Origin of the sequence: Candidatus Nitrosotalea bavarica (assembly GCF_900167955.1) — an archaeon.
GTDB lineage: Archaea > Thermoproteota > Nitrososphaeria > Nitrososphaerales > Nitrosopumilaceae > Nitrosotalea > Nitrosotalea bavarica.
The window spans coordinates 1-24,558 of the sequence record NZ_FUYK01000010.1 but is presented as its reverse complement, the minus strand read 5'-3'; the positions used below and the strand labels follow the sequence as shown (position 1 = coordinate 24,558).

31 protein-coding genes and 4 tRNA genes are annotated in these 24,558 nt (G+C 35.8%); 22 read left to right on the top strand and 13 right to left on the bottom strand.

Annotated elements, in window-relative coordinates:
* From C0Q33_RS06985 to C0Q33_RS06970, 4 genes are all read right to left on the bottom strand, one after another.
* On the bottom strand, positions 1-918 hold the full coding sequence (locus C0Q33_RS06985; RefSeq protein ID WP_101477887.1) for a branched-chain amino acid transaminase: 918 nt from the start codon (positions 916-918) through the stop codon (positions 1-3).
* Between the two features lie 36 nt (positions 919-954).
* Complete coding sequence (locus tag C0Q33_RS06980) at positions 955-1,551, bottom strand: nucleotidyl transferase family protein (protein ID WP_101477886.1); 597 nt, start codon at positions 1,549-1,551, stop codon at positions 955-957.
* A 68-nt stretch (positions 1,552-1,619) separates the two neighbouring features.
* Positions 1,620-1,693: transfer RNA gene (locus C0Q33_RS06975), tRNA-Pro, on the bottom strand.
* Positions 1,694-1,742: 49 nt separating this feature from the next.
* The gene (locus C0Q33_RS06970; protein WP_101477885.1) at positions 1,743-2,585 is read right to left on the bottom strand and encodes an FAD-binding oxidoreductase; all 843 of its coding nucleotides are present in this window, start codon (positions 2,583-2,585) and stop codon (positions 1,743-1,745) included.
* A 131-nt stretch (positions 2,586-2,716) separates the two neighbouring features.
* On the opposite strand from C0Q33_RS06970, the gene C0Q33_RS06965 reads away from it, so the two are divergent.
* A tRNA-Ala gene (locus C0Q33_RS06965) sits at positions 2,717-2,790 on the top strand.
* 5 nt (positions 2,791-2,795) lie between these two features.
* Here the strand turns inward: C0Q33_RS06965 and C0Q33_RS06960 are convergent.
* On the bottom strand, positions 2,796-3,203 hold the full coding sequence (locus C0Q33_RS06960; protein WP_101477884.1) for a hypothetical protein: 408 nt from the start codon (positions 3,201-3,203) through the stop codon (positions 2,796-2,798).
* Between the two features lie 53 nt (positions 3,204-3,256).
* Here C0Q33_RS06960 and C0Q33_RS06955 point away from each other — a divergent pair, with 53 nt between their 5' ends.
* Complete coding sequence (locus C0Q33_RS06955; RefSeq protein WP_101477883.1) at positions 3,257-3,541, top strand: AlbA family DNA/RNA-binding protein; 285 nt, start codon at positions 3,257-3,259, stop codon at positions 3,539-3,541.
* A gap of 35 nt (positions 3,542-3,576) precedes the next feature.
* Here the strand turns inward: C0Q33_RS06955 and C0Q33_RS06950 are convergent, their stop codons facing one another.
* On the bottom strand, positions 3,577-4,437 hold the full coding sequence (locus C0Q33_RS06950) for an isocitrate lyase/PEP mutase family protein (RefSeq protein WP_101477882.1): 861 nt from the start codon (positions 4,435-4,437) through the stop codon (positions 3,577-3,579).
* Positions 4,438-4,586: 149 nt separating this feature from the next.
* On the opposite strand from C0Q33_RS06950, the gene C0Q33_RS06945 reads away from it, so the two are divergent.
* The 4 genes from C0Q33_RS06945 to C0Q33_RS06930 are packed head-to-tail and all read left to right on the top strand — an operon-like array spanning position 4,587 to position 7,861.
* Complete coding sequence (locus C0Q33_RS06945; RefSeq protein WP_101477881.1) at positions 4,587-6,299, top strand: succinate dehydrogenase/fumarate reductase flavoprotein subunit; 1,713 nt, start codon at positions 4,587-4,589, stop codon at positions 6,297-6,299.
* Between the two features lie 38 nt (positions 6,300-6,337).
* On the top strand, positions 6,338-6,733 hold the full coding sequence (locus C0Q33_RS06940) for a succinate dehydrogenase (RefSeq protein WP_101477960.1): 396 nt from the start codon (positions 6,338-6,340) through the stop codon (positions 6,731-6,733).
* Position 6,734: 1 nt separating this feature from the next.
* A complete protein-coding gene (locus tag C0Q33_RS06935; protein ID WP_101477880.1) occupies positions 6,735-7,079 on the top strand; it encodes a succinate dehydrogenase in 345 nt (114 codons plus the stop codon).
* A 2-nt stretch (positions 7,080-7,081) separates the two neighbouring features.
* Positions 7,082-7,861 carry a succinate dehydrogenase/fumarate reductase iron-sulfur subunit gene (locus C0Q33_RS06930; RefSeq protein WP_101477879.1) on the top strand — a complete coding sequence of 260 codons (780 nt, stop codon included), beginning with the start codon at positions 7,082-7,084 and terminating at the stop codon, positions 7,859-7,861.
* A 4-nt stretch (positions 7,862-7,865) separates the two neighbouring features.
* Here C0Q33_RS06930 and C0Q33_RS06925 read toward each other — a convergent pair whose 3' ends face one another.
* Complete coding sequence (locus C0Q33_RS06925; RefSeq protein WP_101477878.1) at positions 7,866-8,186, bottom strand: metal-sulfur cluster assembly factor; 321 nt, start codon at positions 8,184-8,186, stop codon at positions 7,866-7,868.
* A gap of 50 nt (positions 8,187-8,236) precedes the next feature.
* On the opposite strand from C0Q33_RS06925, the gene argH reads away from it, so the two are divergent.
* Entirely contained in the window at positions 8,237-9,706 is a 1,470-nt protein-coding gene (gene argH, locus C0Q33_RS06920) for an argininosuccinate lyase (protein ID WP_101477877.1), read from the top strand.
* 272 nt (positions 9,707-9,978) lie between these two features.
* Here argH and C0Q33_RS06915 read toward each other — a convergent pair whose 3' ends face one another.
* Positions 9,979-10,362, bottom strand: coding sequence for a hypothetical protein (locus tag C0Q33_RS06915; protein ID WP_101477876.1), 384 nt, complete (start codon positions 10,360-10,362; stop codon positions 9,979-9,981).
* Entirely contained in the window at positions 10,355-10,507 is a 153-nt protein-coding gene (locus C0Q33_RS09315) for a hypothetical protein (protein WP_165776467.1), read from the bottom strand. The genes C0Q33_RS06915 and C0Q33_RS09315 overlap by 8 nt, the downstream gene beginning before the upstream one ends.
* A 75-nt stretch (positions 10,508-10,582) precedes the next feature.
* On the opposite strand from C0Q33_RS09315, the gene C0Q33_RS06910 reads away from it, so the two are divergent.
* Positions 10,583-11,737 carry a DDE-type integrase/transposase/recombinase gene (locus C0Q33_RS06910; RefSeq protein WP_101477875.1) on the top strand — a complete coding sequence of 385 codons (1,155 nt, stop codon included), beginning with the start codon at positions 10,583-10,585 and terminating at the stop codon, positions 11,735-11,737.
* Positions 11,738-11,947: 210 nt separating this feature from the next.
* Here the strand turns inward: C0Q33_RS06910 and C0Q33_RS06905 are convergent, their stop codons facing one another.
* On the bottom strand, positions 11,948-12,889 hold the full coding sequence (locus tag C0Q33_RS06905) for a hypothetical protein (RefSeq protein ID WP_101477874.1): 942 nt from the start codon (positions 12,887-12,889) through the stop codon (positions 11,948-11,950).
* Between the two features lie 234 nt (positions 12,890-13,123).
* Between C0Q33_RS06905 and C0Q33_RS06900 the strand changes: the two genes are divergently transcribed.
* Positions 13,124-13,363, top strand: coding sequence for a hypothetical protein (locus C0Q33_RS06900; RefSeq protein WP_133121034.1), 240 nt, complete (start codon positions 13,124-13,126; stop codon positions 13,361-13,363).
* A 78-nt stretch (positions 13,364-13,441) separates the two neighbouring features.
* On the opposite strand, the gene C0Q33_RS06895 is transcribed toward C0Q33_RS06900, so the two are convergent.
* A tRNA-Lys gene (locus tag C0Q33_RS06895) sits at positions 13,442-13,515 on the bottom strand.
* A gap of 98 nt (positions 13,516-13,613) precedes the next feature.
* Here C0Q33_RS06895 and C0Q33_RS09310 point away from each other — a divergent pair.
* Positions 13,614-13,723: transfer RNA gene (locus C0Q33_RS09310), tRNA-Asp, on the top strand.
* A 24-nt stretch (positions 13,724-13,747) separates the two neighbouring features.
* Here the strand turns inward: C0Q33_RS09310 and C0Q33_RS06890 are convergent.
* Positions 13,748-14,560: an inositol monophosphatase family protein gene (locus C0Q33_RS06890; protein ID WP_101477872.1), complete on the bottom strand. Its 813-nt coding sequence runs from the start codon at positions 14,558-14,560 to the stop codon at positions 13,748-13,750.
* An 86-nt stretch (positions 14,561-14,646) separates the two neighbouring features.
* Here C0Q33_RS06890 and C0Q33_RS06885 point away from each other — a divergent pair, with 86 nt between their 5' ends.
* The 10 genes from C0Q33_RS06885 (at position 14,647) to C0Q33_RS06840 (ending at position 23,131) form a co-directional block, all read left to right on the top strand.
* Positions 14,647-15,765 (top strand): hypothetical protein, encoded by a 1,119-nt coding sequence (locus C0Q33_RS06885; protein ID WP_101477871.1) that lies wholly within the window; start codon positions 14,647-14,649, stop codon positions 15,763-15,765.
* 9 nt (positions 15,766-15,774) lie between these two features.
* Entirely contained in the window at positions 15,775-16,932 is a 1,158-nt protein-coding gene (locus tag C0Q33_RS06880) for an AAA family ATPase (RefSeq protein ID WP_101477959.1), read from the top strand.
* Positions 16,929-17,246, top strand: a complete 318-nt coding sequence (locus C0Q33_RS06875; RefSeq protein ID WP_101477870.1) for a hypothetical protein — start codon at positions 16,929-16,931, stop codon at positions 17,244-17,246. Before C0Q33_RS06880 ends, C0Q33_RS06875 begins: the two co-directional genes overlap by 4 nt.
* Positions 17,247-17,368: 122 nt before the next feature.
* Positions 17,369-18,010: a hypothetical protein gene (locus C0Q33_RS06870; RefSeq protein ID WP_133121033.1), complete on the top strand. Its 642-nt coding sequence runs from the start codon at positions 17,369-17,371 to the stop codon at positions 18,008-18,010.
* Positions 18,011-18,174: 164 nt separating this feature from the next.
* Positions 18,175-18,822, top strand: coding sequence for a hypothetical protein (locus C0Q33_RS06865; RefSeq protein ID WP_101477868.1), 648 nt, complete (start codon positions 18,175-18,177; stop codon positions 18,820-18,822).
* A gap of 108 nt (positions 18,823-18,930) precedes the next feature.
* Entirely contained in the window at positions 18,931-19,188 is a 258-nt protein-coding gene (locus C0Q33_RS06860; protein WP_101477867.1) for a metal-sensitive transcriptional regulator, read from the top strand.
* A 73-nt stretch (positions 19,189-19,261) separates the two neighbouring features.
* A complete protein-coding gene (locus C0Q33_RS06855) occupies positions 19,262-19,534 on the top strand; it encodes an MCP four helix bundle domain-containing protein (protein ID WP_101477866.1) in 273 nt (90 codons plus the stop codon).
* A 35-nt stretch (positions 19,535-19,569) separates the two neighbouring features.
* Positions 19,570-21,117: an acyl-CoA carboxylase subunit beta gene (locus C0Q33_RS06850; protein ID WP_101477865.1), complete on the top strand. Its 1,548-nt coding sequence runs from the start codon at positions 19,570-19,572 to the stop codon at positions 21,115-21,117.
* A gap of 6 nt (positions 21,118-21,123) precedes the next feature.
* The gene (locus tag C0Q33_RS06845) at positions 21,124-22,617 is read left to right on the top strand and encodes an acetyl-CoA carboxylase biotin carboxylase subunit (protein WP_101477864.1); all 1,494 of its coding nucleotides are present in this window, start codon (positions 21,124-21,126) and stop codon (positions 22,615-22,617) included.
* A gap of 1 nt (position 22,618) precedes the next feature.
* A complete protein-coding gene (locus tag C0Q33_RS06840) occupies positions 22,619-23,131 on the top strand; it encodes an acetyl-CoA carboxylase biotin carboxyl carrier protein subunit (RefSeq protein WP_101477958.1) in 513 nt (170 codons plus the stop codon).
* 28 nt (positions 23,132-23,159) lie between these two features.
* Here the strand turns inward: C0Q33_RS06840 and C0Q33_RS06835 are convergent, their stop codons facing one another.
* Entirely contained in the window at positions 23,160-23,633 is a 474-nt protein-coding gene (locus C0Q33_RS06835; RefSeq protein WP_101477863.1) for a redoxin domain-containing protein, read from the bottom strand.
* 184 nt (positions 23,634-23,817) lie between these two features.
* On the opposite strand from C0Q33_RS06835, the gene C0Q33_RS06830 reads away from it, so the two are divergent.
* Both C0Q33_RS06830 and C0Q33_RS06825 read left to right on the top strand, forming a co-directional pair.
* Positions 23,818-24,192, top strand: a complete 375-nt coding sequence (locus tag C0Q33_RS06830; RefSeq protein WP_281258839.1) for an NADH-quinone oxidoreductase subunit A — start codon at positions 23,818-23,820, stop codon at positions 24,190-24,192.
* Between the two features lie 43 nt (positions 24,193-24,235).
* Positions 24,236-24,558: NADH-quinone oxidoreductase subunit B (locus C0Q33_RS06825; RefSeq protein WP_394336918.1), on the top strand; the 323-nt coding region annotated here is incomplete at its 3' end.

Here is a 24,558-nt window from a genome sequence, read left to right as displayed (position 1 = left end):
TCAATATACCGCTGTAATCCACTTTGAGTATTTTTTATTTTTGCCAATTGTAATATCTGAATAGATCGTTCTAATCTTTCCCGTAATCTTGCCTATTTTACCATCTCCGATCTTTTTACCATCTATTGAAATAACTGGAGTTATCTCTGCAGCTGTTCCTGTCAGAAATACTTCATCAGCAAAATAAATCTCAGTTCTAGGAATTTCTCGCTCAATTGTTTGATAACCAAGATCTTTTGCTATCTCAATAACAGAATCCTTTGTTATCCCTTCCAATGCTGATGAGCTAGGTGGAGGAGTTAGCAACTTTCCATTTCTTATAATGAATATGTTTTCGCCAGGTGCCTCACTTATGTTTCCTAGATGATCTAATAATATGGCTTCATCGTAACCATTTCTCTTTGATTCCTGTGTTGCTAGTATGGAATTAAGATAATTTCCACCCATTTTTGCAAGTGGTGGTGTAGACATATCGCTAATTCGTCTCCAAGAAGATATGCCAGTCTTTATTCCATTTTTGTTGAACAATTCTCCAAAAGGAAACATAACTACAACTGCATGTGTTGGAGTATTTTCAGTGACATGGAGATTAATTCCATGTCTGCCTACAAAATAAAATGGTCTTATGTAGCATGATTCTTTTACATTATTTTTTTTACAAAGATCCATTATGGCATTAGTTATTTCTTTATCTGTAAATCTCAAAGAAATTGAATACACCTTACCTGAATTTCTAAATCTCTTTATGTGATCATCAAGTCTAAAAATATACAAGTTTTTAGAATTCCAATATCCGCGAAGCCCTTCAAAAACCGAAGTTCCATAATGTATGGCATGGGTCATAACTGGAACCTTTGCATCTTCGTCCTTTACTATTTTTCCATCAAACCAGACAAATTTTGCTACAAAAGGTTTCATATTAAAAAACCCAATCCGTCTATAATTAATCTATTTCTACCAAAATCCAATGCTTGGAAATTTCATTCCTAATACACGATATGTAAGATCCTCAGCATTTGCAAATTTCTTTACGGTATCCCAGTTTTCGCGTATTATTTGTACTACTTCAGACTCAACATAATTTTCCCAATCTGTATCTTTTCCCATAGCTGCCTCAAACATCTTTTGTTTTACAGACGATGCAGAAGTTTCCTTTCTTTTTCCTATTTTGGGATTAAGTCCATAGAGTTTAAGGACAAAACCCTCAGCTTTGTCTCCGGTGTAAGTGAAATAGTCTTTAGTTATTTCATCAAGAATTTGTTTTTTTATTTTCCATGAATAAGGTGATAACATCGGAGGCATGTATTTTAAAAATGGTGCATAAAACGTATAATTTGGTAAAACTGTAATACTATCACCAAACACCGCCTCGAGCATTTTCTTTCTCAAGTCATAACTAAATGGAAAACTTTTGCTGTTGATTTCTTTATCATCCTTCATGAATATAACTGGCAATACTCTTACCTCGTTTTCATTTTTTAATTCACTGATAATTTCTACGTGGGCCTTGGTAACGGGATTCAAATGTGCAAGATATATTGCGATTGTCAACTGGCTTCTGTGTTTTTATGGCATATTTCAATCATTTATTTGGAATTGTGATAAAATTCTCACGAACATAGGGACGATGGGACTTGAACCCACGACATCCAGCGCCCGAGGCTGGCAGTCTACCAAGCTAACCTACGTCCCTGTAGACTCGCCAAGGTAATAGAATATTATTCTTTCAAAGATGATTTCTTCTATCCGTATGATTCGTACTTTATCTCAAAGCTCTTGTCTGCTCGCTTGTTTCTTTCTGTGACAAAGCCTTTTGGTGTTAAAACATCCATGCATCCATCAATAGTTCCCTGCCATCCACAAATGAAAAAGACAGTATTATCTTTTGTAATTTTCTCACCAACCATCTTTTCAAGTGTTGACATTTCGCCATCTTTTGACTGTAAGAAACTTTCTACTCTACCTTTATTACCATTCCAAGTTCTGTTAAACCATTCATCTGATCTACTAATAGTAGCTCTGTATTTGAAATTCCACTTGTCTTTTCCTCGGTCAAGACTCTCTTCTTCTAGTCGAGTTAATTCTTCTCTGTAACCTAATTCATCAACATAACTGGCTCCGTGAAATACTACAACTTCTCTTTTACTTCCTATTGCATGAAGGTGTTTTGCATAACTAACAAATGGTGCAAGACCCGTGCCACCGCCAAGACATACTATTCTTCTATTGTCTGGTTCACCGTCTGGTTTTTTTTCTTCTATAGTGAAAGGTCCAGTAGGTTTTAACCAAATTATCTCATCTCCTTCTTTTGCACTAAACAAAACTGTAGTAAGACGTCCTGGTAGTGGTTTTCTTACCCATCTTATGTATAATTCAATATAATTTCTGGTCTCTGGATTTGATGCAATTGAATATGCTCTTCGAATAACTTTATTCTCTGCTGGTATGTGTGCCCCAAGTGTAAGAAATTGTCCAGCTTTGTATTGTGGAACTTCGCCACCTTCTTTTGGCTTGAATCTAAAAACAGCTAAATCTTCTTTCTGAATTTGTATGTATGAAATTATCGCTTTACTGTCTACGACCACGTGAAGTTTTTGATTTAGAAGGTTAAATATCTTATGCTATTATTTTGCATACAAATTTTGATTCACGCTAAACGTTAATAACCTCTCAAAAAAAGTTAATGCAAATCAGATGTAATATTCTGGTTGAATATGGGCCGGTCGTCTAGCCTAGTAGGATACGCCCTTGGCATGGGTGAGATCGTGGGTTCAAATCCCACCCGGTCCACTTTTTTAAGTTACAGTAATTGCATGAGTTAACATGGAAGCAAGTGGATTAATGTCGCGCAAATTATCCCAAACAAAAATTTCAATTTTATAATTTCCTCTTGTATGTGGTGTCCATGAAAGCGCTGCGTTAAGAGTCTGATTTTTTACAATAGATCCAGTGGCATAATTTAGATCAACAATTGCCCCATCTGAATTAATTACCTGTACTATGTATGCCCAATTGACGTTCTTATCACCTGAATTCTTTAAAGAAGTTTGTAAGTTAAGCTGCTGATCAACAACAGGAGATTTGATATCCTCGCCAAGAGAATTTACTACTTTGAAATCTGATGTTGAAACCTCTTGATATCCGTATGCAGAACTAATTCCTATTATTGCTATTCCAAAAAATATGACCAGTAAAAACTTCAATGCCTCGAATTTTTCATTCTTAGATTTAAATTATCCCAAATGATACTCAATGTATGTCCGAATCTAGAGACATAATCTACATAGGAAAGAAGCCTCTGATGGCGTATGTTACTTCTGCGCTCATACAGTTGGCAAATCAACCAAAAATATCAATCAAGGCAAGAGGACTTAGTATCGGCGCTGCAGTAGACGTAGCTCAAATCATAGCACGAAAGACAGAAAATGCAGGCTTTGCCGTGGGAAACATCACAATAGGTTCAGAACAAATGCAATCACAAGATGGACGTACTAGAAATGTTTCTACTATAGAAATAGAAGTAAAGAGAACAAACTCTTAGATAGGACCTTGAAAAACACTTTTCTTTTTTGTTAATTATTTTATCGAGTACTTGTTTTCCATCTTCTTGAATTTTGTAAGATCAACAATATCGTTAAACTCATCAAAATTAACAAGAGATTCTTTAAACTTCAAAGTAGTTCCAGATTTTTTCAATTCCTTTAGAATCTTTAATGTAGCAAATGTGTTTGCATAAAGCACTGATAATGGATATAAAATTAGATTAAATCCCATCTTGTGTAGTTCATTGGATGAAAGAACAGGTGTTGCTCCACCCTCTATCATATTTGCAACCAGAGGAGCTTTAATCGATTTTCCTATTTTTTTCATCTCTTCAATTGATTTTGGAGCTTCAACAAAAATTGCATCTGCTCCAATTTCTTTATAAAGTAAACCTCTTTCTATTGCAGCGTCAATACCTTCAGTAGCTCGGGCATCTGTCCTTGCCACAATTATGAAATCCTTACTTTTTCTAGCATCAACTGCAGCACGCAGTTTTTCAACATACTCTTCTTTTGGAATTACTTCTTTACCAGACATGTGTCCACATCTCTTTGGCCATTTCTGATCTTCAAGAAATATTCCTGATGCTCCAACTGCCTCCAATTCATTTACAAGTTTCCATACGCTCAATGGATTTCCATAACCTGTGTCAGCATCTACTATGACTGGAACAGAGACTGATTTGCATATTCTTGTTGCATTTTCAATTGTCTCTTTAGAGCCGATGAAACCATAATCTGGCATACCAAGTAGTGCTGCTGATGTTCCATATCCTGTCTGAAACATTGCTTCAAAACCTACTTTCTGGGCTATTCTTGCAGTTATTGCATCGTATACTCCTGGAAAAACAAGAGGTTTTGATTTGTCTAATAATAATTTTCTAATATTTGTCAACTGTGGCTATAATGTTCTACAATTATTTATTACTTGGTTGACTGCTGATTATTTTTCATATTCCTAGGTAACACAGAGAATTATGTATCAAGAGGGTGTAGAATCTTCACAAGACATATTTATGAAGCCTGAAAAGTAGAATTCGAATAATGGTTAACAGCATAGAACTTGATCTCTTGATAGTAGGTTCTGGTCTTGCTGGTCTTAGGGCCGCAATTCAAGCAGCAAAAGTTAGTTCAAAGTTAAAGATAGGAGTAATTTCAAAGCTTCAAGTTATGCGTTCACACTCGGTATCTGCCGAAGGTGGAACAGCAGCTGTTCTATATCCTGAAGATGGAGATTCTCTTGAATCTCATGTTTATGATACTGTTAAGGGAAGTGACTTTCTTGGAGATCAGGATGTTATTGAAAGACTTGTACAGGAAATGCCATCTGAAATATACCAGCTTGAACATTGGGGAATGCCTTGGTCAAGAAGAGAGGATGGACGAATTGGTCAGAGACCTTTTGGAGGTTACAGCTTTAGCAGAGCAACATATGCTCAGGATAAAGTCGGATTCTATGAGATGCAGACTCTTTATGATACTTGTCAGAAATTTGACAACATAGAATTTTACAATGAATGGTTTGTTACATCTGTAATTCATGACGGTCAAAGTTTCTGTGGTATTACAGCTATCGAACTTTCAAGTGGTAATTTTTACACATTCAAAGCAAAAGCGCTAATTATTGCAACTGGTGGAGCAGGACGAGTTTACAGTTTCTCAACTTATTCATTATCTTCAACCCCTGATGGTTTGGACATGGCGTATCGTGCAGGAATGGCATTGAAAGATATGGAATTTGTTCAATTTCATCCAACTGGAATATTGCCATCTGGAATTCTAATTACAGAAGCTGCTAGAGGTGAAGGAGGTTATCTGATTAACAAGGATGGGGAGAGATTTATGAAAAAATACGCTCCAAACAAACTTGAACTTGCATCCAGAGATGTTGTTTCTCGTGCAATGATGACAGAAATTAACGAAGGTAGAGGCTTCAAAAATGAGACGGGAGTAGAATGTTTGAAATTAGATTTGACACATCTTGGTAAAGAAGTGATTATAGGAAAACTTCCTGCCATCCGAGAAATATCCTTGAAATTTAATGGTGTAGATCCAGTAACTGAACCAATTGATGTAAGGCCAGTATGTCACTATATGATGGGTGGAATTCATACAAACATAGATGGTGCAACCGAAATTCAAGGAATATGGGCAGCTGGTGAAGCTGCATGTAATAGTGTTCATGGAGCAAATAGATTAGGAGCAAATTCAACATCTGAATGTCTTGTTTGGGGAAAGATAACAGGAGATCTTGCTGCAAAATACATTCTTGAAGGTAAATCACAACCACCATTCCCAATGCATCTTATTGCTACAGAAGAAAAGAGAATCTATGATGAAATTTTTAGAGGAAGTGGAAGTGTAAACCCGTACGAAGTACGTCAAGAGTTGACTGATATCATGAATTCAAAAGCTTATGTCTATAGGACTGAAAACAACCTAGTTGAAGGATTAAAACAAGTACGACAATTACACCAAAAAACTTGGAAGCATGTAGATGATAAAGCTAAAGAGTATAACACTAACTTTTCAAATGTCATGGAACTTGATTCAATGTTTCGTGTTGCTGAAGTTATTCTGATGGGTGCGATTGCAAGAAAGGAATCCAGAGGTGCACATGCGAGAGTTGATTATCCTGATAGGGATGATAAGAACTTCTTACACCATACTCTTGTTTACTATGATACCAAGGAGCCTGTTCTTAAGACACATCCAGTAACTATTACTAAATACAAGCCAGTGGAGAGGAAATACTAGTGACAGAAAGATTGTCAAACCGTGAAGGCATAAAGGGAATGGCAAATCCTACTCGATATGGAATAGAAAGAGTTGCATATTGGTTACAAAGACTCACTGGACTTGGTTTACTTGCTTATTTGATAGGGCATATTTTTGAAACAAGTACAATTGTCCATGGAAAAGTTGCATGGGATAAAATGTTAGAATTTACACAGACGCCACAAGGGCATATTATACTTACACTGGTCATTGGCATGTGTGTTTTTCATACCGCAAATGGAATTCGAGTAATGCTTGGTCATGGAGGCATAGGAGTTGGAAAACCTGGACAACCAGAATATCCATACAAAGCAGCATCATTAAACTACAAACAAAGACTTTGCATCTGGGTCTCTATCGGACTTGCAGCTCTTGCTATGATGTATGGTGCATCAATTCTGTTTGGTGATTAAAATGCGAGAAAGTATTATCATGAAAATACATTATGGGACAGCATTAGGAGCTGTAGTACTTGTAGCTGTTCATATCTTAATGAGGATGACACAAAACTTTGGTCAGTCATTACAATATCAAAATGTAATTGCAAATTATCATTTCTTACCATATGCATTGATGTTAGAAGCTGTATTGATACTGTTATCTGTACATGGTTTTAATGGTCTTCGAGTAATTCTTTTGGAGCTAAAACAAGGATCAGGTTATGAGAAAATGGTCAACTATGGATCTCTTGCAGCTATGGCGATTTTGATTGCTTATGGCTCAAGAACTATATTGATGGCAGGAATGGGGGTTTCTTAGACATGGCAGTTGTAACAGCTCCTACATCATCCGAAGAATTAATCACAATTGAAAAAACATCAGGTGAACTAAACACTATAACCCTGAGAATAGCAAGATCAAATCCTGCAGAAGGGCATGAAACCACCTATTCTGAATTCAAGGTCCCAGTAAAGAAATGGACTACAGTTCTGGAAGCAATCTTATACGTAAAACAAAATCTTGATCACGCTGTAGCAGTAAGGTACTCTTGTAGACAAGCATCCTGTGGTTCTTGTGGTATGAAGATTAATGGAAAACCTTCACTGGCTTGTTACACAAAGGTTTCAGAACTACACTCAAACATTATTACAGTTGAACCTATGAATAATTTCCCAATAATTAGGGATCTTGCCGTTGACTTTAAACAACTAATCTCAAACCATAAAAAAATGAAGCCGTTTATCATAAGAGAAGATTCTGAAGTTACACCTGAATCTAAAGAATTTATACAAACACCAAAGGACGTTGAAAAGTATCTCCAGTTCTCCTACTGTATCAAATGTGGTCTGTGTAATGCTGCATGTCCTACAATGGCTACGGATACATCATTTATTGGTCCACAGGGACTTGCACAAGCTTACAGATACGTAGCAGATAACAGGGATAAAGGAAAAGAGGATAGACTGAAAATTGTAGACGACGCTCATGGAATTTGGCGATGTCACTTTGCTGGATCTTGTAGTCAAGTTTGTCCAAAAGGTGTGGATCCTGCAATGGCAATACAATTGCTTAGGGGATATCTCTTAGGATTTACAAAATAGTATTCTAAGGCTTTTTGGGATTTTTACTAGTGTTAACTTGATTGTTTATGGCCTCTGCCATGAAATGATTTGAGACGTTTACCTTTACATCATCGATGCCATCTATCTTGAGCACATTGTCATGCACGTCTTGTGCAATCTTGAATCCAAATATTGCTGGACAAAAAGGACTTGTCAAATGCAAGTCGATTTTAACTTCGGGTCCAATAATGTCAACGTTGTCCACTAGTTCAAGCTCCATTATTGAGACATTAATTTCTGGATCAACTACTTTCGTTAGCTCATCAAAAATCTGCCTTCTTAATTCTAGAGATGCCTGTGACATAAATCAAAAAAGCGTCTACGCTATATATAACCATTCTAATTCTTAAATTGATGTACAGATCAAGACTAGAAGGGAAATTGGATGAAAACACTTTAGAATTTCTCTCGTCAATCTCTGATGATTTTCAAATTGCTTTGTATGATATTTTAGGAAGTCAAGCTCACACTATGATGCTTTTAGAAAATAAAATTATTTCAAAATCTGAAGCTGCAAAAATTCTTAGTGCTTTAGAGAAACTCAAAAAAGAAGAATTTTCTGAAAAATCTGAAGCCGAAGATATTCATGAACTCATCGAGTCTCTAGTTATAAAAAAAGCAGGAAAAGAATCTGGAGGTAAGATGCATACTGCACGCTCAAGAAACGACCAAGTTACACTTGACATACGCATGAAGATACGCGATGACATCAATATCATCTGTTTCTGCCTAAATGAAGTCATTTCTACGCTAATACAACTAGCAGAAAAATATCAAAATACCATAATGCCTCTGTATACTCATCTCCAACAAGCCCAAGTTGGTTTGTTCTCTCATTTTCTTCTTGCATATGCAGATGCACTTTTTCGTGATCTTGACAGATTCTATGTAACATATGGCAGAGTCAATGAATCACCTCTTGGTGCAGGCCCGGTTGGTGGAACGAGTATTCCAATTAACAGGCAATATACTGCAAAAATGCTTGGATTCAAAGGACTAGTAGAGAATTCAATTGATGCAACTTCATCACGAGACTTTGTGGCAGAATATGTTGGAAACTGCTGCATCCTAATGACAAACTTGAGTAGAATGGCAGAAGATTTTATCATATGGTCCACTTCTGAATTTTCTTTTCTTGAATTATCGGACAAATTTACATCTACATCAAGTGTTATGCCACAAAAGAAAAATCCTGACATTCTTGAGCTAATCCGTGGTAAAACCGCTCAAGTCATAGGATATCAAATGGCTATCTTGTCAAATCTAAAGGGATTGCCATCTGGATACAACAGAGATCTCCAACAAATCAAAGTCTCTATTTGGCCAACTTCTAAGATAGTAATATCATCATTACTTGTAGTCAATTCTCTTCTTAAAACTATGAATGTAAATGAGAAAAAACTAAGGCACGCGATAGATGAAGGATTTTCCATATCGCTTGACATTGCAGAAAATCTGGTACGAAAAGGAATACCCTTTAGAGTCTCACACAAAATAGTTGGACATCTAGTACAAATAGCTGCAAATTCAAAAAAATCTCTATTACAACTATCTTTGTCAGAAATAAAAGAAACAATTCCATCCAAAGAAATTGATGCAAAGGAACTCTACAAAATTATCCAGTCAACAACTCCTGAATCATCATTAGATGCTAGAAGGTCACAAGGATCTTCTGGTAAACATGAGCAACAGAGAATGATTACAGACAGGAAAAGAAAAATTCAGGCATATGTAGTTGGGACCACTAAAAGAACAAATGAAGTAAGGACTGCATTTGAGGACCTTGAAAGTAAATTAAAAGTCTTGATAAAAAACAAAGCCTAAAATATGATTCTGTCGAGTCTGAGGGAGTTTTATTCGGTTGTTGAAAATAGGTTGGTTCTCCTGAAGGTAGTTTACTAGCTATTTCTATCGCCCTATTGATAAGCAAAAATATCTGTTCCTTGTTGGGTAGGTCTATTCCATTGGATTGAGAATATCTCAAAAGCCATATTATCGAGGATGAAAGGTGTTCCAGTAATTCATCGTTAATTCTCTTAACCTGTATGGCATAATTCAGTTTTTGATTAATCCCTAAATCGATAAAATAATCACTCTTATCGGTATACATGATTACCCCTCTTACTTTGTTCTTTTGTCTGATCAAGAAGATCTTTTAATGGTTCAAGTGTAGAAATTACCTTTTCTTTCTGTTTATGCAATTCTGATTTTATATCATCAAATTCTTTCTTATCTGGAAGTTTATCGATTGACTCGTAAAGATTGTTAATTGCATTAGATTGTAAAATCATTACTTGATAGCAAAATGAAAACATTCCCCATGTAGTCTTGAATGAATGGAAGAGATATTCTAAATCATAATTCTTTTTATCTTCTTGCCTTTTTGCAAACTCACTTTCACTTTGTTGCCACCCCTCAAAAATTTTGATTCCATCCTGCAATCCTTTTATTAACATATCAGGAATTATTTTTTCACTCATCTTTCAACCACGCCTTCAATGCTTTTTCAACTAGGTCTGAAAGATCCATATCGGTTTCAACTGCTCTAATCTTAGCTTTCTTCCATAGATTAGGATCTACTTTGATTGATGTGGTTTCTTTTTTAACTTGATCTTTACCTGTCATAGTAATATAATATTTGAAGTATTATATAAATATGTAATATAATCTTTATAAAGTAGTAGTTGTAATACTAGTAGTATGGTAGTACAATACCCAAATAACCAATCGGAAACCCGAATGATGAGAGGAATGGCAATAACCGAAACCTCAGCAATAAGAGAGAATGAGGATGGTAGTTTTGCTGTCCCTTCTCAGACGGGGAATGGTGTTTATACAGTAAAAATTGTTGAGAATAAATTCGTCTGTAACTGTGCAGATTTTACTTTTAGAAAAATTGACACATGTAAGCACGGCTACGCCTGCAAGTTCTGGATTGCAACTAATACATTTCTTAACAACAAGCCAAAACCAAAAGTCTTTGCAGAAGATTCAGTCCAATGCGATAGATGTAGTTCAATCAGAACTATTCACTATGGTAAAAGTGCAGACAAACAGATCTTCTACTGCAAAGATTGTAAGCACAAGTTCAGAGAACCAAGCTTGCTAAAGAAGGCAAGATATGATCCAAAGATTGTTACACTTACACTAGACCTCTATTTCTCTGGTCTTTCGCTTCGAAAAGTAGCAAGAAGTGTAAATGATCATTTTGGTTTAGAGCTTGATCATTCAACAATTTACAACTGGATCAAAACATACGTGCCAATCATTTCCAAGTATGTTAATTCACTTGTGCCAAATGATACAGCATTAAGAACATGGTCAGCAGATGAAGTCTTTGTCAAGATGAAAGATGGAAATGAAGTAAGAGATGGAACTCATCTAGCTTATCTTTGGAATGTCATGGATTACAAATCTCGCTATATTCTAGCTTCAAAGCTTTCAGAACGCAGAGATACTAATGGTGCAATCCAAGCATTTCAAGAAGCAATCAAAAATGCCAATGGTCACTTGCCAAATACCATAAACACAGATGGCTTGGATGGTTATGTTCCAGCAATTAAAAAAACATTTGATAATGGAGTTTGGCACAAAGCTAGAACTGGAATAAACAAGCCACACGCCAACAATAACAGATTAGAAAGAAGCAATGGAACACAGCGTGAAAGAATCAAGGTTCAGAGAGGATGGAAATCAATGGATACCATGATTCCTGAAGGTCTTAGGATTCACATGAACTGTGTAAAGCCTCACATGGCGTTAGATGGTCGTAGTCCAGCACAAAAAATAGGGATTATGAAAGAGAGGGCAAAATGGATTGACTTGTTGGAGTTTAGTATGAAAAAAGTAAATTGAGATTTAGCTCAATTTGACTTTGCCGTCTGGAATGACCATATAGCTTTCAGGGTCATTTGGGCAGTCAAAAATCGCTTCTGCCTCTTTTATCATCTGTTCTTCAGGTTTTGGAGTCATTACGAAATCACTTCTTACTTAAGTTATAAACGTATGAAAGTATAAAGCTAACTGATTTTGTCTACTGGATTTGGTATCCATTTTAGGCACAAATTAAATCAATGATATTAACGCTAATGCTAGAGGGATTATGAATAGAATGTTATGGGAATGTCTAATTGCTTCATTTCTTATCAAGCCTGCTGTCACAAATGATGCGGCTATGATACCTATGGCAAAATCAAATCTATGATCTATTAATTGCTGTATTGTGGGTGGAACAGTAGAACCGCATGCATTAAACCAATCGCATTGATGTGAAAAATAAAGTGGTATTGTGGCAATAGCAAGAACTGTAGCAGCCAAAACTGGAAAGAAAACCACATGTTTGTTTGCTCTAAATGAATAAGAAATATCCATAGATTTTACCACATCTGGTCTAATTGTTATAGACAATGTATCAGAAGTTTCATTTACATACATTGGTGTAGTTCCATCTTTTTTTATTTCCCAGTCAGTGAATATCTTATAATCATCTTTATTATCAGTCCAAGCAATTCTTGGTTTTCTAGTAAATTCATAATCCTCAGGTTTTCTTATTATGTAAAAAACTGAATGTAATGCATTACGCTTGTATTCGGTGGTTATTTGATTACTTTTTTGCTTTTCTTTTGGGGCATCATATTCTAATGTTATTATCCTAAATTCATTTTTAGTCAATGCTTTTTTCGTGGGGATTCTTATCCATAAAATGAATTTTTTCTTATCTCTAAGTTCTTGTAAAAAATCCTCTTTTGCCTGTCTTTCTGTTCCTACAGCAGTTCTCATTCTACCTGTAAGTAATGCAAACGTATGTTCATTACTAACTAATGGTAGCTCCTCACCATCTGAGTCGTATATGTGTAGATTTGGCATGAAGTGATCTTGTACTATGAATACATTAGTTACAACATCAAATAATGTTCTGAAAGTAAATTCTTCTTTGATGAATGTTTTAGCTTTATAGCTATGATCTATGAAAATTCTTTGCCTAAGTATATCCACAGCTTCTAACATTATTCTTGTGAATTACTAATGTACTATTGATTAAGCTTTTTCTCTGTGAAATTTGGGCTTAATCAGCAAACCAAGATTCAACAACCATTCAAAACAACTCTTGAAAAAACAAAGCCTAAAATATGTGGGAAACATAGGAAAATCGAAATTTTTACAGGTAAAACTTGTAATTACTTGAATTTAATGTAGGAAATTTGACTTTTATATTTATTTTACTTAACATATGGGCAAATAATGAATTTTCGCGCATTACGTCTCAGTATGTATCAATTCGTACAACCGCAATCAAAAAACCCTAACTACACTGCAGGTCAGACATGGGGTGCACTCAAAAAAGCCTGGCGAGGATACAAAATCGCAAAGGTTCAGAGCGACAACACCAGAATGTCCGAATATGCAAAGAAGATCAGAACACTTCAGAATGATTTGGGAATCAAGCAAGCAGAGTTTCCAGAACTGCATCTAAGTAGTTAGAAAACCTCTCTTTTTGAAGTTACACTCCAAGTAGAAATCTGACATTTTCATACCTTGGATTAATTTGTTGATTTTAAGCGGGTTCGCGGGGATTCGGACCCCGGACAGCCGGATTAAAAGTCCGGTACTCTACCTGGCTGAGCTACGAACCCATAGCAAAACGTCATAGTTGTGTATAATTTAGTCTTTTACAAAATTTTTTGAAGAAAAGAAAGCTTTAAACTCAGATTTTCTTCCACAATATTTTAACGCCCTTGTAGTATAGAGGGGATGCGGTTAATTCCAATCCTCGTAAAGCCCGGTCTAGAATGGGGCCCTGTCACGGCCTCGACGCGTGTTCAAATCCCGCCAAGGGCGCCATAAATTTTTCTCAGAAATTAAATCTCAAATCTTAGGTGATAATCCAAGTTTTTTCATTACATCATCAAGTGTTTCCTTATTTGCAGCAGCTATGAATGAGATTCTCTTATCATAACTTAATTTTGAGTCAAGTGGCATCCCATTTTCATCAACCACATATCCTCCAGCTTCTAAAGCTATGAGATATCCCGCAGCAACATCTGTTATCCTTAATTTCCTTCTAAGATCTACAAATACATCAACTAGTCCACGGGCAAATATTGCAAGTTCAAGAGCAACTGCTCCAAAATGTCTTACATGATTTGATGCTGCAAGAATTGGCGCCAATTGAGGTAGGGCCTCTGGCGAAATTCCTGAAATGTCAACCCCAACAACAAAGTAAATTGGTTTGTCTTTGTGAACATGAATCTTTTTTCCATTCATGTATGCACCATTGCCTTTTGACGCAGAATACAAATCTCCGTTATGTAAATCGATAATTACTCCATCTGTCACAGAACTCAGATTATCTTCAGGTGCAAATGCAAGCGAACAGCAAAAGAAGGGTATTCCCCTAACTGCATTAGTAGAGCCATCAATGGCATCCATTATTACAAATCCTTTAGGATTTGGAGATAATTCTATCATGCCACACTCTTCTCCAAAAACGGTACACTCAAAATTTATCTCTCGCAGGTAATCAAGAACTGTCTTTTCTGCTACGATGTCAATTCGTCGTGATATGTCTCCGCCTGCTCCCATTCCATGATCCGCACCAGATTCCTCTGTTCCTGCAAGATGCTTTACATTGTTGTATACTCTTTTTGCAGCCTCTTCTAAAATTTCGATAACTCTCACAAGTTTTTCTTTTCCATGTCCTAATTTATTTTAAGTAATAAAAAAGTAGGCTGAATGCATAAATAGCAAAAAAGTTGTGCCATTGTGTGAGCAGTAAAGATGATTCTATTTTTAGTAAAGAGGCTCTTCTATCCACTAAACCAGGCAAGGACATAGTCAAGCAGGCATTATTCAAAAGCAAAGGATATCGATTATTTGACAAGTACAAAAAGGAGGCAGAGGACGAATTTCCAAAATTCACCAAAAGATTTACTGAAGATCTATTAAATGCGATCAAATCTGATCCTAATCCGTTTGAAACTCAGGAAAAATTTGCCAAAGAAGTTGGCTCTACAGAGATAATTCTACAAAAATCACAAATAGACGAGGTAAAAAAGAGACTAGAAAACTATGAGACTCTTCTAGATAGAGTCTCAAGAATACTCAATTCTAATTTTGTTAAAATGACATTCCCAGTTTTTAGTGCATTATACGATGCTTCAGCTCAATATTTTGGCGATGTTGAAGATAGTAAGAAAAAAACAGATATCATTGATGGTCATATTATCGCAATTGATCTAAGTGAACCAATGGATAGGATAATGGACAAAGATGAAGATGTAGAATTTCTAGATGATTACAAGTTGATGAATCCATATATCTTGAAGCTTGCAAGAGACAAGATTTCTGTTGGTGGTAAAGAAGTTTTAGAAGAATTTGAGAGGGGTTTCAAAGATGCACGAATCGGGCAATACGTTGATTTTAAATTAAAAATGAATCCTAAGAGCATATCTGAAGAAGAGATGATTCAATGCTACAAAAAATATAGGGCGGTAATGGGAACTGCAGGAAAAAATATGACTCTTGCAAGATTTCCACTTGGAGAAATTTTCTATCTTGGAATGGCAAAAGCTGCAGAATCAGTTGGATGTGGAAATGAAATTGAAGATTCTATTAAGAACAAATTTGTTAAAGTTCCTTCCTGGCCTCTGTATTACACATTTCTTACAGGTGATGTTCAAAAAGGATTTGATTTTACAATGAAAAAAAGTGACATTTACCTAAGTGAAGCACGACTTGCTTTGGAACTACTGCCAGAAAGTTTCTCACATAAAGACTTTCTTGAGTTTCTCTTTTTAACAGTAGAGCATTACAATCTATATTGGTTTAATCAACTTTCAAAAGAAAAATTATGGAAAGAATTTGAATCCAAAATTCCAAAGTGATTTGAAATGATGTGGTCTGATAAGTATAGGCCAAAGAATTTACTTGAAATGGTCGGAAATGAAGAAGCAAAGGAATCTTTTGTAAAATGGCTTGGAAAATGGATCAAGGGAACAAAACCTCTTCTTTTAGTTGGTCCGCCCGGAATTGGAAAAACTACTATGGCAATCCTAAGTGCAAAACAATTTGGTTATGATTTAATCAGCATGAATGCAAGTGATGTAAGAAACAAGCAGAAAATTCAAGAAATTCTTAATCCTATTCTTGGTAATAGGAATCTACTTGGAAAGCCTATGATCTTCGTTGATGAAGTGGATGGAATACATGGAAGATCTGATTTTGGTGGAGTAGAAGCATTGATTGACATACTAAAAGAGCCAACTGTTCCAATAATTCTTGCAGCAAATTCTGATATATCTGACAAAATGAAATCTATAAAAAAAGCTGTAACTACTGTAAAACTTAGACCTCTTCCTCCAAGGTTAATGAGATTATACCTTGAAGAAATTCTAAGGCGAGAAAATGCGTCAATAAAAATTGGTAGCATGATAAAGATGATTATAGATTCACGTGGTGATATTAGATCAATTTTAAATTCTGCCCAAGTATTGGCTGGGGGATTTGAGCCTCAACTTGATAAATCTAACCTAACTGCTAACGTGGAAGAATCAATAAATTCATTTTTTAATGCTAAATCATCTGAGGAGGCAAAAATAATACTTTATTCCTTACGAATTGATCCTAGAGAAAAGATTAATGCATTTTATTCAAGTGTAATTACAAGTACTCTTCCAAAAGATATTCTAAAAGAAATGTTGGAAATACTTTCTGAATCTGATATGTTATACGGAAAAATAATGAGGCATCAAGAATGGAGACTCTTACGATATCTAGATAACATATTATTGAAATTATACAAACAAGGAACAGCAATAAAGTATTCTCAATTTAATCTTCCATGGCCTACCCTTAATAGAATTAGATGGGATGGCAGAGCAATAAAGGGACTAACTGGTAATCTTGCAAAACAAATGCACGTTTCACGTAGTGTGTTTTCAACTTTCTATCTACCATATCTTCTTTTTTGTATAAAAAATAAATCTCTTGAAATGAACCTAAACGAGACAGATTATGAAATTGTACAAAAAGAATTGGAGATGATGAAATGAGCTGGCGTGCAATACCTATGAAGTTTCCTGGAACATGTCTAGTCTGTAAAAAAAAGATTGAAATCAATGAAGTTGCCTTGTGGGCCAAAGGATTAGGTGTTAAACATCAGGCATGTGCAGAAGTTATGCAACTAAAATGTCTAGTCTGTGGAGGCCCAGCAGGTTGTCCTGACTGTGAATTTGCAGATAATTGTGATCTGATGAAAGTCTCTCAGATGTGTATTTGTAAGAAATGTAGCGATAGCAAAGATGCTTTTTCACTCTATCAAAATTCTGTAGTGAAACGATATTCTCTACTAAATCTAGAAGTTTAAACCATGAGTATTGAACTAAAAATGTAACCCCTTTTACAGGGAATTTCATCATCTATCTAGAAGTTCACACAGTGTGATTTGTTGGAAATTGCTTAAATCATAATTTCAAGTATAGTGATACGTTGCTAAACTGTTCATGTACTGACTGTAAATGCACAGAAGATTCCATGTGTGAGATTTGTCCTACAGGAACATGTTGTTGTGCTCCAGTCCCAAAGATAAAAAAATCTACATTATTCTTCAATCAAATCAAAAAATCATATCCTTCTGCTGTTGGTATAATAGTTCTGTGCATTTTATCATCTCAGGTAGGACAAGGCATATCGTTTGTACTATTTGGTTATCATGATCTATTTGGAATAATCATGTCATATACTCTAGGTTATGGTCTTGCAAGTCTGACTACATTTTGTACCATTTTGGGAAGATACCGTTCAAAACAAGGATTGGGTGCGTGCTGTTCTGCCATAGAGCAGGGAAGCAATATCAGCCTTGTTTCAAATTTGAAGAATACTTTTAGCTATTGCTGGATTGGAATGAAAATGATTCCGCATCTGTACGAGTTACCGAATCTAAAATACATCATCAAGACCAGTCTTTACATTTTAGTTACTGCAGAAAGTGCATGTATACTTACAGCAGAAACAGTAAATCTTGCATTTTTTAGACAGGCAATGTGGTTGTCAATGCCATTAGGTTTGTTTGCAGCCGCTTTTGTAGTAACTATAATTGAAAGCTACAAAATGACTAGAACAAAGAAGTAAACCCAGAAGTTTAAACTAGATTGTAATTGTTTATTCTATCTCTAAAAATGAACTTCATCATGTTTAACATTCAAGTTACTATGTCTTTGAATCCCCTATCCTGGGGGGGAGGATATGCTTTTTAGGAACTAATTTTCATCCAAGTATAGGGAACGAGTAATTGCATGGCTAATCTCTTTGCTTATGTAATTGGAGCTGCTCTAGTAGGAATATTACACATGTCTGCCCCTGATCATTGGCTTACCCTATGCGTTCTTGCAAAAAACAAAAAATGGGCCCCAAAAAAGCTCTTTGGAATATCATTTGTGACTGCTATCGGTCATGTAGCTCTTTCTGTTGCTTTGGGACTTATTGTTGTAGTCATTGGACTTGTATTTTCTCATTTAATTTCATACTATCTTGATACTGGAATAGGACTAGTTATGGTAGGTGCAGGATTAGTTGTTGGAATCATGCCTCTAGTAAGAAAGAGTGCACCTCATAATCATGATCATGAACACGAACATAATGAAGAAAAGAAATTTGGCAAACTTACCTCGAAAGTAGGATATTTTGCAATTCTTGGGGCTGCACTTTCTCCAGACCCGAGCATTATTCCAATTTATCTTTCTGCAATATCAGCTGGATTTTACTTTGCATTAGAGTTGTCAGTTGTTTTTGCAGTTGCTTCTATCACTACGCTTCTACTTTTAGTTCAGCTTGGTACTGTAGGATTAGCAAAGACACTTGCAAAAATCCCAGAAAAATATAATGATTCAATGGTGGGATTTGTGATTATGGCTATTGGAATCTACGTTCTTGTTGTACGGTGAAGATGATTTTATGGTTCATTGCAATTTTGATTCGATAAAATATATCTATTTGGAGGTTGGACAAACCATCCGATTAGATAAATATCAAGCTTGTAAGAAGAATAACGCATGACTCATCATAAACTGCCTGAGATAAAGAAAAGACTGGCAAGAATCGAGGGGCATGTCAAAGGCATTAGCAAGATGATTGATGAGGGAAAGGGCTATCCTGATATTGTACAGCAGATTACTGCGGTTAGAGCAGCTCTTGATAGTACAATGGAAATAATAATTCAGGATCTTGTAGAACATGTTAATCTAAATACAAACACCAAAGGCAAAAAGGCAGCAAGTGATCTAAAGGACACTGTTTCTAAGATTCTATAGCTATTGAAAGTGCAATTTAGACCCAAAACATACTGTAAAACCTTAAAATCTAACCCTTCAGATTGAGAAATCAATGGCAAAGCCTACCACAAAGATAGCACCATTAGATCCAGCCTTTCATGGGGAATCAAACTATGAAGTAGGATTAGAAGATCTTCTTACAGAGAGGAGAAATCTGATTGCAAAATTAGAAGCCGATCCACAGACTAGTCCGGAAACATTACAGTCTGCAAGAGAAGCACTTCAAGTCATAGATGGACTGTGGCAAAATTATCATATTGGCATGAATGTTTTTCGTAACGCCAAGGGTGGCCGAGACGGTATTCGAGAAGTAAAAACTGATTAAATTAATATAGGTTGCAGACAGTTCTAATTCGAATCATGCATTCTGAAAAGATAAAAAATTTTTTACATAAAAGGCGACAGGCAGAACAAAGTGGTGGAGAAGAAAGAGTTCAGGGTCAACATGATAAAGGCAAGCTAACGGCAAGAGAACGAATTGATCTGCTTCTTGATGAAGGAAGTTTTAATGAAATTGATGCTATGACAACTCATCATTATTATGAATTTGATATGCAAAACAAAAAGTTCTTTGGAGATGGAGTTGTTACAGGATATGGAACTATACACGGAAAACAAGTTTTTCTTTTTGCTTATGATTTTACGGTTCTTGGTGGAACACTAAGTGAGATGGGTGCCAAGAAAATTACAAAAGTTATGGAGCATGCTACAAACGTTGGTTCTCCAATTATTGGAATAGTTGATTCGGGTGGAGCAAGAATTCAAGAAGGAATTCTAAGTCTTGATGGTTTTGCAAGTATTTTTTATCATAATCAACTTGCGTCTGGAGTAGTTCCTCAAATTACCGTTAGTGTAGGACCATCTGCAGGAGGTGCAGTATATTCACCTGCAATGACAGACTTTGTGATAATGGCTGACAAGATTGCTACAATGTTTGTAACAGGTCCAGAGGTTGTCAAGACAGTCCTTGGTGAAGACGTATCTTTTGATGAGCTTGGTGGTGCAATGTCACATGGAAAGAACAGTGGTGTTGCACACTTTGTTGCAAAGAATGAATATCAATGCATGGATATTGTCAAGACACTCTTATCATATATTCCTCAAAATAGCACGGAAGAACCACCGATTGTAGAAACTGGTGATGATCCAAACAGACTAGACAATAATCTCATAAACATAATTCCAGAAAATCCTCTTCAACCGTATGATATGAAAGAAATCATAAATTCCATAGTTGATAATCATGTATTCTTTGAGATACATGAATTATTTGCACCAAATGTCATAATTGGATTTGCCAGACTGCATGGAAGAACAATAGGAATTGTTGCAAACCAACCGATGGTACTTGCAGGGGCCTTGGATATTGATTCATCTAACAAGGCATCAAGATTTATCAGATTCTGTGACTGCTATAGTGTTCCAATTATAACTCTTGTAGATACTCCTGGATATATGCCTGGAACACAACAGGAACATGCTGGAATCATCCGTCATGGAAGTAAACTCTTGTATGCCTACTGTGAGGCTACAGTTCCAAAGATAACACTAATCATAGGAAAAGCCTATGGTGGAGCCTACATCGCAATGTCAAGCAAGAATTTAGGAACAGACATGAATTATGCATGGCCAACTGCACAGATAGCTGTACTAGGTTCTGAAGCAGCGGTAAGAATAATGAATAGAAAAGAACTTGATGCTGCAAAAGATTCTGCTGCACTAAAAAAACAACTTGTAGATAATTTCACTGAAAAATTTGCCAACCCATACGTAGCTGCATCTTATGGTACTATTGATTCAGTAATAGATCCTGCTGAAACACGACCTGCACTAATACGTGCCTTGGATGCTTTAGCAAATAAGAGGGAGAGAAGAATTCCGCGAAAGCATGGGAACATTAATCTTTAGAATGATATGATCAAGAAAATTTTAATCGCAAACAGGGGAGAAATCGCAATACGTGTCATCAAGACATGTAATGCATTAGGAATAAAATCAGTTGCAGTCTATTCTGATGAGGATGTAAATTCAAAGCATGTCAAGATGGCTTCTGAAGCATATCACATTGGTGCGGCATCTCCTTCACAAAGTTATCTTAACATGGAAAAAATAGCAGAGACTGCAATTAGCTCTGGAGCTGATGCAATTCATCCTGGATATGGTTTTCTTTCTGAAAACGCAGAATTTGCAGATCTTTGTGAGAAAAAGAAAATCAACTTCATTGGACCTTCTGGAAAATCAATGAGACTGTGTGGTGATAAAATGGAATGTAAAGATGTAATGATAAAAGCTAAAGTACCAACCGTACCAGGAAGTTTGGGAATTGTTGAAGAAGTTGAGAAAGCACTAGATGTTGCTCATAGTATTGGTTATCCTGTTTTACTAAAGTCAGTTTTTGGAGGAGGAGGTAGAGGAATCAGACTAGTACATAATGAAAAAGAACTACGAGAAGCTTTTGAGATTGCTTCTGGAGAATCAAAAGCGGCATTTGGCAAGTCTGCACTATTTGTTGAGAAATTCCTTCCAAAAATTCGTCATATTGAATTTCAGCTAGCACGTGATAAACATGGAAATGCAGTACATATTTTTGAGCGAGAATGTTCTATCCAGAGAAGACATCAAAAACTCATAGAAATGTCGCCATCTCCAGTTGTTGACCAAAAGATACGTGATGAAATTGGGGAACTTGCAGTAAAAGCCGCGGTAGCTGTAGATTATCATAATGCTGGAACTGCAGAATTTCTAAGATTAGATGATGGAGCTTTCTACTTTATAGAAATAAACGCCAGATTACAAGTTGAACACCCTGTTACTGAATTAGTTTCAGGGCTTGATCTTGTAAAATTACAAATTGATATCGCAAATGGAAAAGAAATTCCTTTCAAACAAAAAGATCTAAAAGTAAATGGTTGTTCTATAGAATGTAGAATTAATGCAGAGGATACATTTCTAGACTTTGCTCCGTCAACAGGAAAAATCTTTGACGTCAATATTCCTTCAGGTCCAGGAGTTAGAGTAGACACTTATCTCTATCCGGGATGTACAGTTTCGCCTTATTACGACTCACTTATGGGCAAACTTATCACATGGGGACAGAACTTTGAAGAAGCTAGACAGAGAATGACACTTGCACTATCTGATTTCTATATCGAAGGAGTTGAAACTGCAATTCCGTTATACAAGACTATTTTGGATAGTAAAGAATTCATTAGTGGTGATTTATCAACTGACTTTCTTGACAGATTCAAAATTCTTGACAGACTACGCGCTGATATGAAAAAAGAGGCATCAGGTAAATCAGAAGCTGCATTAGCTGCAACCTTGATACACTCAGAATTTCTCAAAAACAGGATAAAATCGCATAAAGAACACAGTGTTAGATGGAAAACACAAGTGGATAGACATTGACATGAAATTCAAACTAGAAAATACTGATGAAAACTTGGATGGAGAAATTATAAAGTCAGTTGGAAATAACGAATTTCTCTTGAAAATTCAGGGAAAAGAACGTGACCTCAAAGTAATTACAATGACTCACGATAAAGTTGAGTTTATGCTAGATAGTGTTTATCACATTACGAAATATCTTGAAAATAGTACTAATCGAATAACACTAGTTATTGACGGAGTAAAGCTTACATTTAACAAACGCCCCGAGATGGACAAAATTGTATACAAAAACTCCGGAGCTGATTCATCTGCAGATTCTCAAATAAATCTCAAAAGTCAAATTCCAGGTAGAGTTGTATCGATAAATGTGGCTACTGGAGATAATATCAAGAAAGGAGATGTGGTATGTGTCTTGGAATCTATGAAAATGCAAATCTCAATAAAATCTCATAAAGATGGTGTTGTAAAATCAATGAAATTGAAACAGGGTGCATCCGTTGCAAAAAATGATGTGCTCGCAGAGATTGAATAAATATTTTTAAAAATAAATTAAAAGGAATTTAATTTCCTTTTTTGAGAAAGTCTATAATTTCTTGATAGTTTGGCTCTATCAACGGATTATCTGAAACCCATTTGTAGACTATTGATCCACTTGCATCTACGATGAATACAGATCTCTTGGCTGCATCATAACCTTTCACATGCAACAAGTCAGGCATTAAAATGTCATAATCTCTTATTGTCTGACTTTTGTAGTCTCCAAGTACAGGAAAATTGAGATGTTGTGCTTCTGCAAATGCTTTATTTGCAAACGGACCATCATTACTAATTCCTATTACTTGAGCTCCAAGTTTTGATATCTGATCCCATTCGTCTCTGAAGGTACACATTTCTTTTGTACATACAGGAGAACTTGCTGCTACAAAGAATGAGAGGACTACTTTTTTGCCTTTAAACTCATCCAAGCTTCGCATTTTCAATTCTGTATCTACTAAAGTAAACGGCGGTGCCTTTTGTCCTACATTTACCATGATAAAGTTTCATTATTGACATATATCAATCATTTTGGAATTTTAAAATGGTTAAAAGCTATTGTTATTAAAAATTGAAGATATTACTTAATTTCAAAGAAATTGTTGAAAAATTTACTAGCAATGAAAATTTTGATCGTATAATGTGAATAGATTTTTATACTCTGCGACTGGGTTGATAGCTACTTTGGTAGGAGAAGCTGCTAGTAGTTTCAGCCCAATTTTACTATTGTTCATATTTGCAATCGTAGCAACAGGGCCAACCCTAATTCTTTCTAGGATGATTGCGCCCAGACGTACTCCAAATCCTGTGAAATTCCTTCCAATGGAATCTGGTCAAGTTCCACAAGGTGAAGGACGTACTCATTTCATGATGCAGTATTACTCGTATGTTTTGATGTTTGTTGTATTTGATGTGGCATCGATCTTTTTGTATGCCTGGGGAAGCAGTATACTTAATTTGCCAAAGTCTGAAACTCTTCCAATTATAGGGTTTCTTGCAATAATCTTTGCAGCTTTTGCCTTTGCACTATATCAGGCAGGGAGAAAAGACATTTGGTAACTTTTAAATCGAATACGGAAAAGATTCGGGATAGGGAAGAATAATGTTAAAAGAATTACTTAATCAAGATACGGCACCGCACGCAACTAATGTTTTACTTGGAAAGCTTGGTGATGTACTTATCAAGGCAGTCGGAAAACCATTTGACATGGCAATAAACTGGGGCAGAATTTACTCTTTATGGCCAGTTCATCTTGAGACTGCATGTTGTAGTGTAGAATTTGGTGCCGCATCTAGTCCTAGATATGACGTTGAAAGATTTGGTATTATCGAAGCATTTGGTTCTCTCAGACAATGTGATCTTATTGTTGTCATGGGAACTATAACCAGAAAGATGGCTCCTAGATTGAGAATGGTATATGATCA

Excerpts from the sequence above, each read along its gene's own strand:
- C0Q33_RS06985 (WP_101477887.1), bottom strand. The coding sequence starts at position 918 with ATGAAACCTTTTGTAGCAAAATTTGTCTGGTTTGATGGAAAAATAGTA.
- C0Q33_RS06955 (WP_101477883.1), top strand. The coding sequence starts at position 3,257 with ATGTCCGAATCTAGAGACATAATCTACATAGGAAAGAAGCCTCTGATG.
- C0Q33_RS06945 (WP_101477881.1), top strand. The coding sequence starts at position 4,587 with ATGGTTAACAGCATAGAACTTGATCTCTTGATAGTAGGTTCTGGTCTT.
- C0Q33_RS06940 (WP_101477960.1), top strand. The coding sequence starts at position 6,338 with ATGGCAAATCCTACTCGATATGGAATAGAAAGAGTTGCATATTGGTTA.
- C0Q33_RS06935 (WP_101477880.1), top strand. The coding sequence starts at position 6,735 with ATGCGAGAAAGTATTATCATGAAAATACATTATGGGACAGCATTAGGA.
- C0Q33_RS06930 (WP_101477879.1), top strand. The coding sequence starts at position 7,082 with ATGGCAGTTGTAACAGCTCCTACATCATCCGAAGAATTAATCACAATT.
- C0Q33_RS06925 (WP_101477878.1), bottom strand. The coding sequence starts at position 8,186 with ATGTCACAGGCATCTCTAGAATTAAGAAGGCAGATTTTTGATGAGCTA.
- argH (WP_101477877.1), top strand. The coding sequence starts at position 8,237 with ATGTACAGATCAAGACTAGAAGGGAAATTGGATGAAAACACTTTAGAA.
- C0Q33_RS06915 (WP_101477876.1), bottom strand. The coding sequence starts at position 10,362 with ATGAGTGAAAAAATAATTCCTGATATGTTAATAAAAGGATTGCAGGAT.
- C0Q33_RS09315 (WP_165776467.1), bottom strand. The coding sequence starts at position 10,507 with ATGACAGGTAAAGATCAAGTTAAAAAAGAAACCACATCAATCAAAGTA.
- C0Q33_RS06910 (WP_101477875.1), top strand. The coding sequence starts at position 10,583 with ATGGTAGTACAATACCCAAATAACCAATCGGAAACCCGAATGATGAGA.
- C0Q33_RS06905 (WP_101477874.1), bottom strand. The coding sequence starts at position 12,889 with ATGTTAGAAGCTGTGGATATACTTAGGCAAAGAATTTTCATAGATCAT.
- C0Q33_RS06900 (WP_133121034.1), top strand. The coding sequence starts at position 13,124 with ATGAATTTTCGCGCATTACGTCTCAGTATGTATCAATTCGTACAACCG.
- C0Q33_RS06880 (WP_101477959.1), top strand. The coding sequence starts at position 15,775 with ATGTGGTCTGATAAGTATAGGCCAAAGAATTTACTTGAAATGGTCGGA.
- C0Q33_RS06875 (WP_101477870.1), top strand. The coding sequence starts at position 16,929 with ATGAGCTGGCGTGCAATACCTATGAAGTTTCCTGGAACATGTCTAGTC.
- C0Q33_RS06865 (WP_101477868.1), top strand. The coding sequence starts at position 18,175 with ATGGCTAATCTCTTTGCTTATGTAATTGGAGCTGCTCTAGTAGGAATA.
- C0Q33_RS06860 (WP_101477867.1), top strand. The coding sequence starts at position 18,931 with ATGACTCATCATAAACTGCCTGAGATAAAGAAAAGACTGGCAAGAATC.
- C0Q33_RS06855 (WP_101477866.1), top strand. The coding sequence starts at position 19,262 with ATGGCAAAGCCTACCACAAAGATAGCACCATTAGATCCAGCCTTTCAT.
- C0Q33_RS06850 (WP_101477865.1), top strand. The coding sequence starts at position 19,570 with ATGCATTCTGAAAAGATAAAAAATTTTTTACATAAAAGGCGACAGGCA.
- C0Q33_RS06845 (WP_101477864.1), top strand. The coding sequence starts at position 21,124 with ATGATCAAGAAAATTTTAATCGCAAACAGGGGAGAAATCGCAATACGT.
- C0Q33_RS06840 (WP_101477958.1), top strand. The coding sequence starts at position 22,619 with ATGAAATTCAAACTAGAAAATACTGATGAAAACTTGGATGGAGAAATT.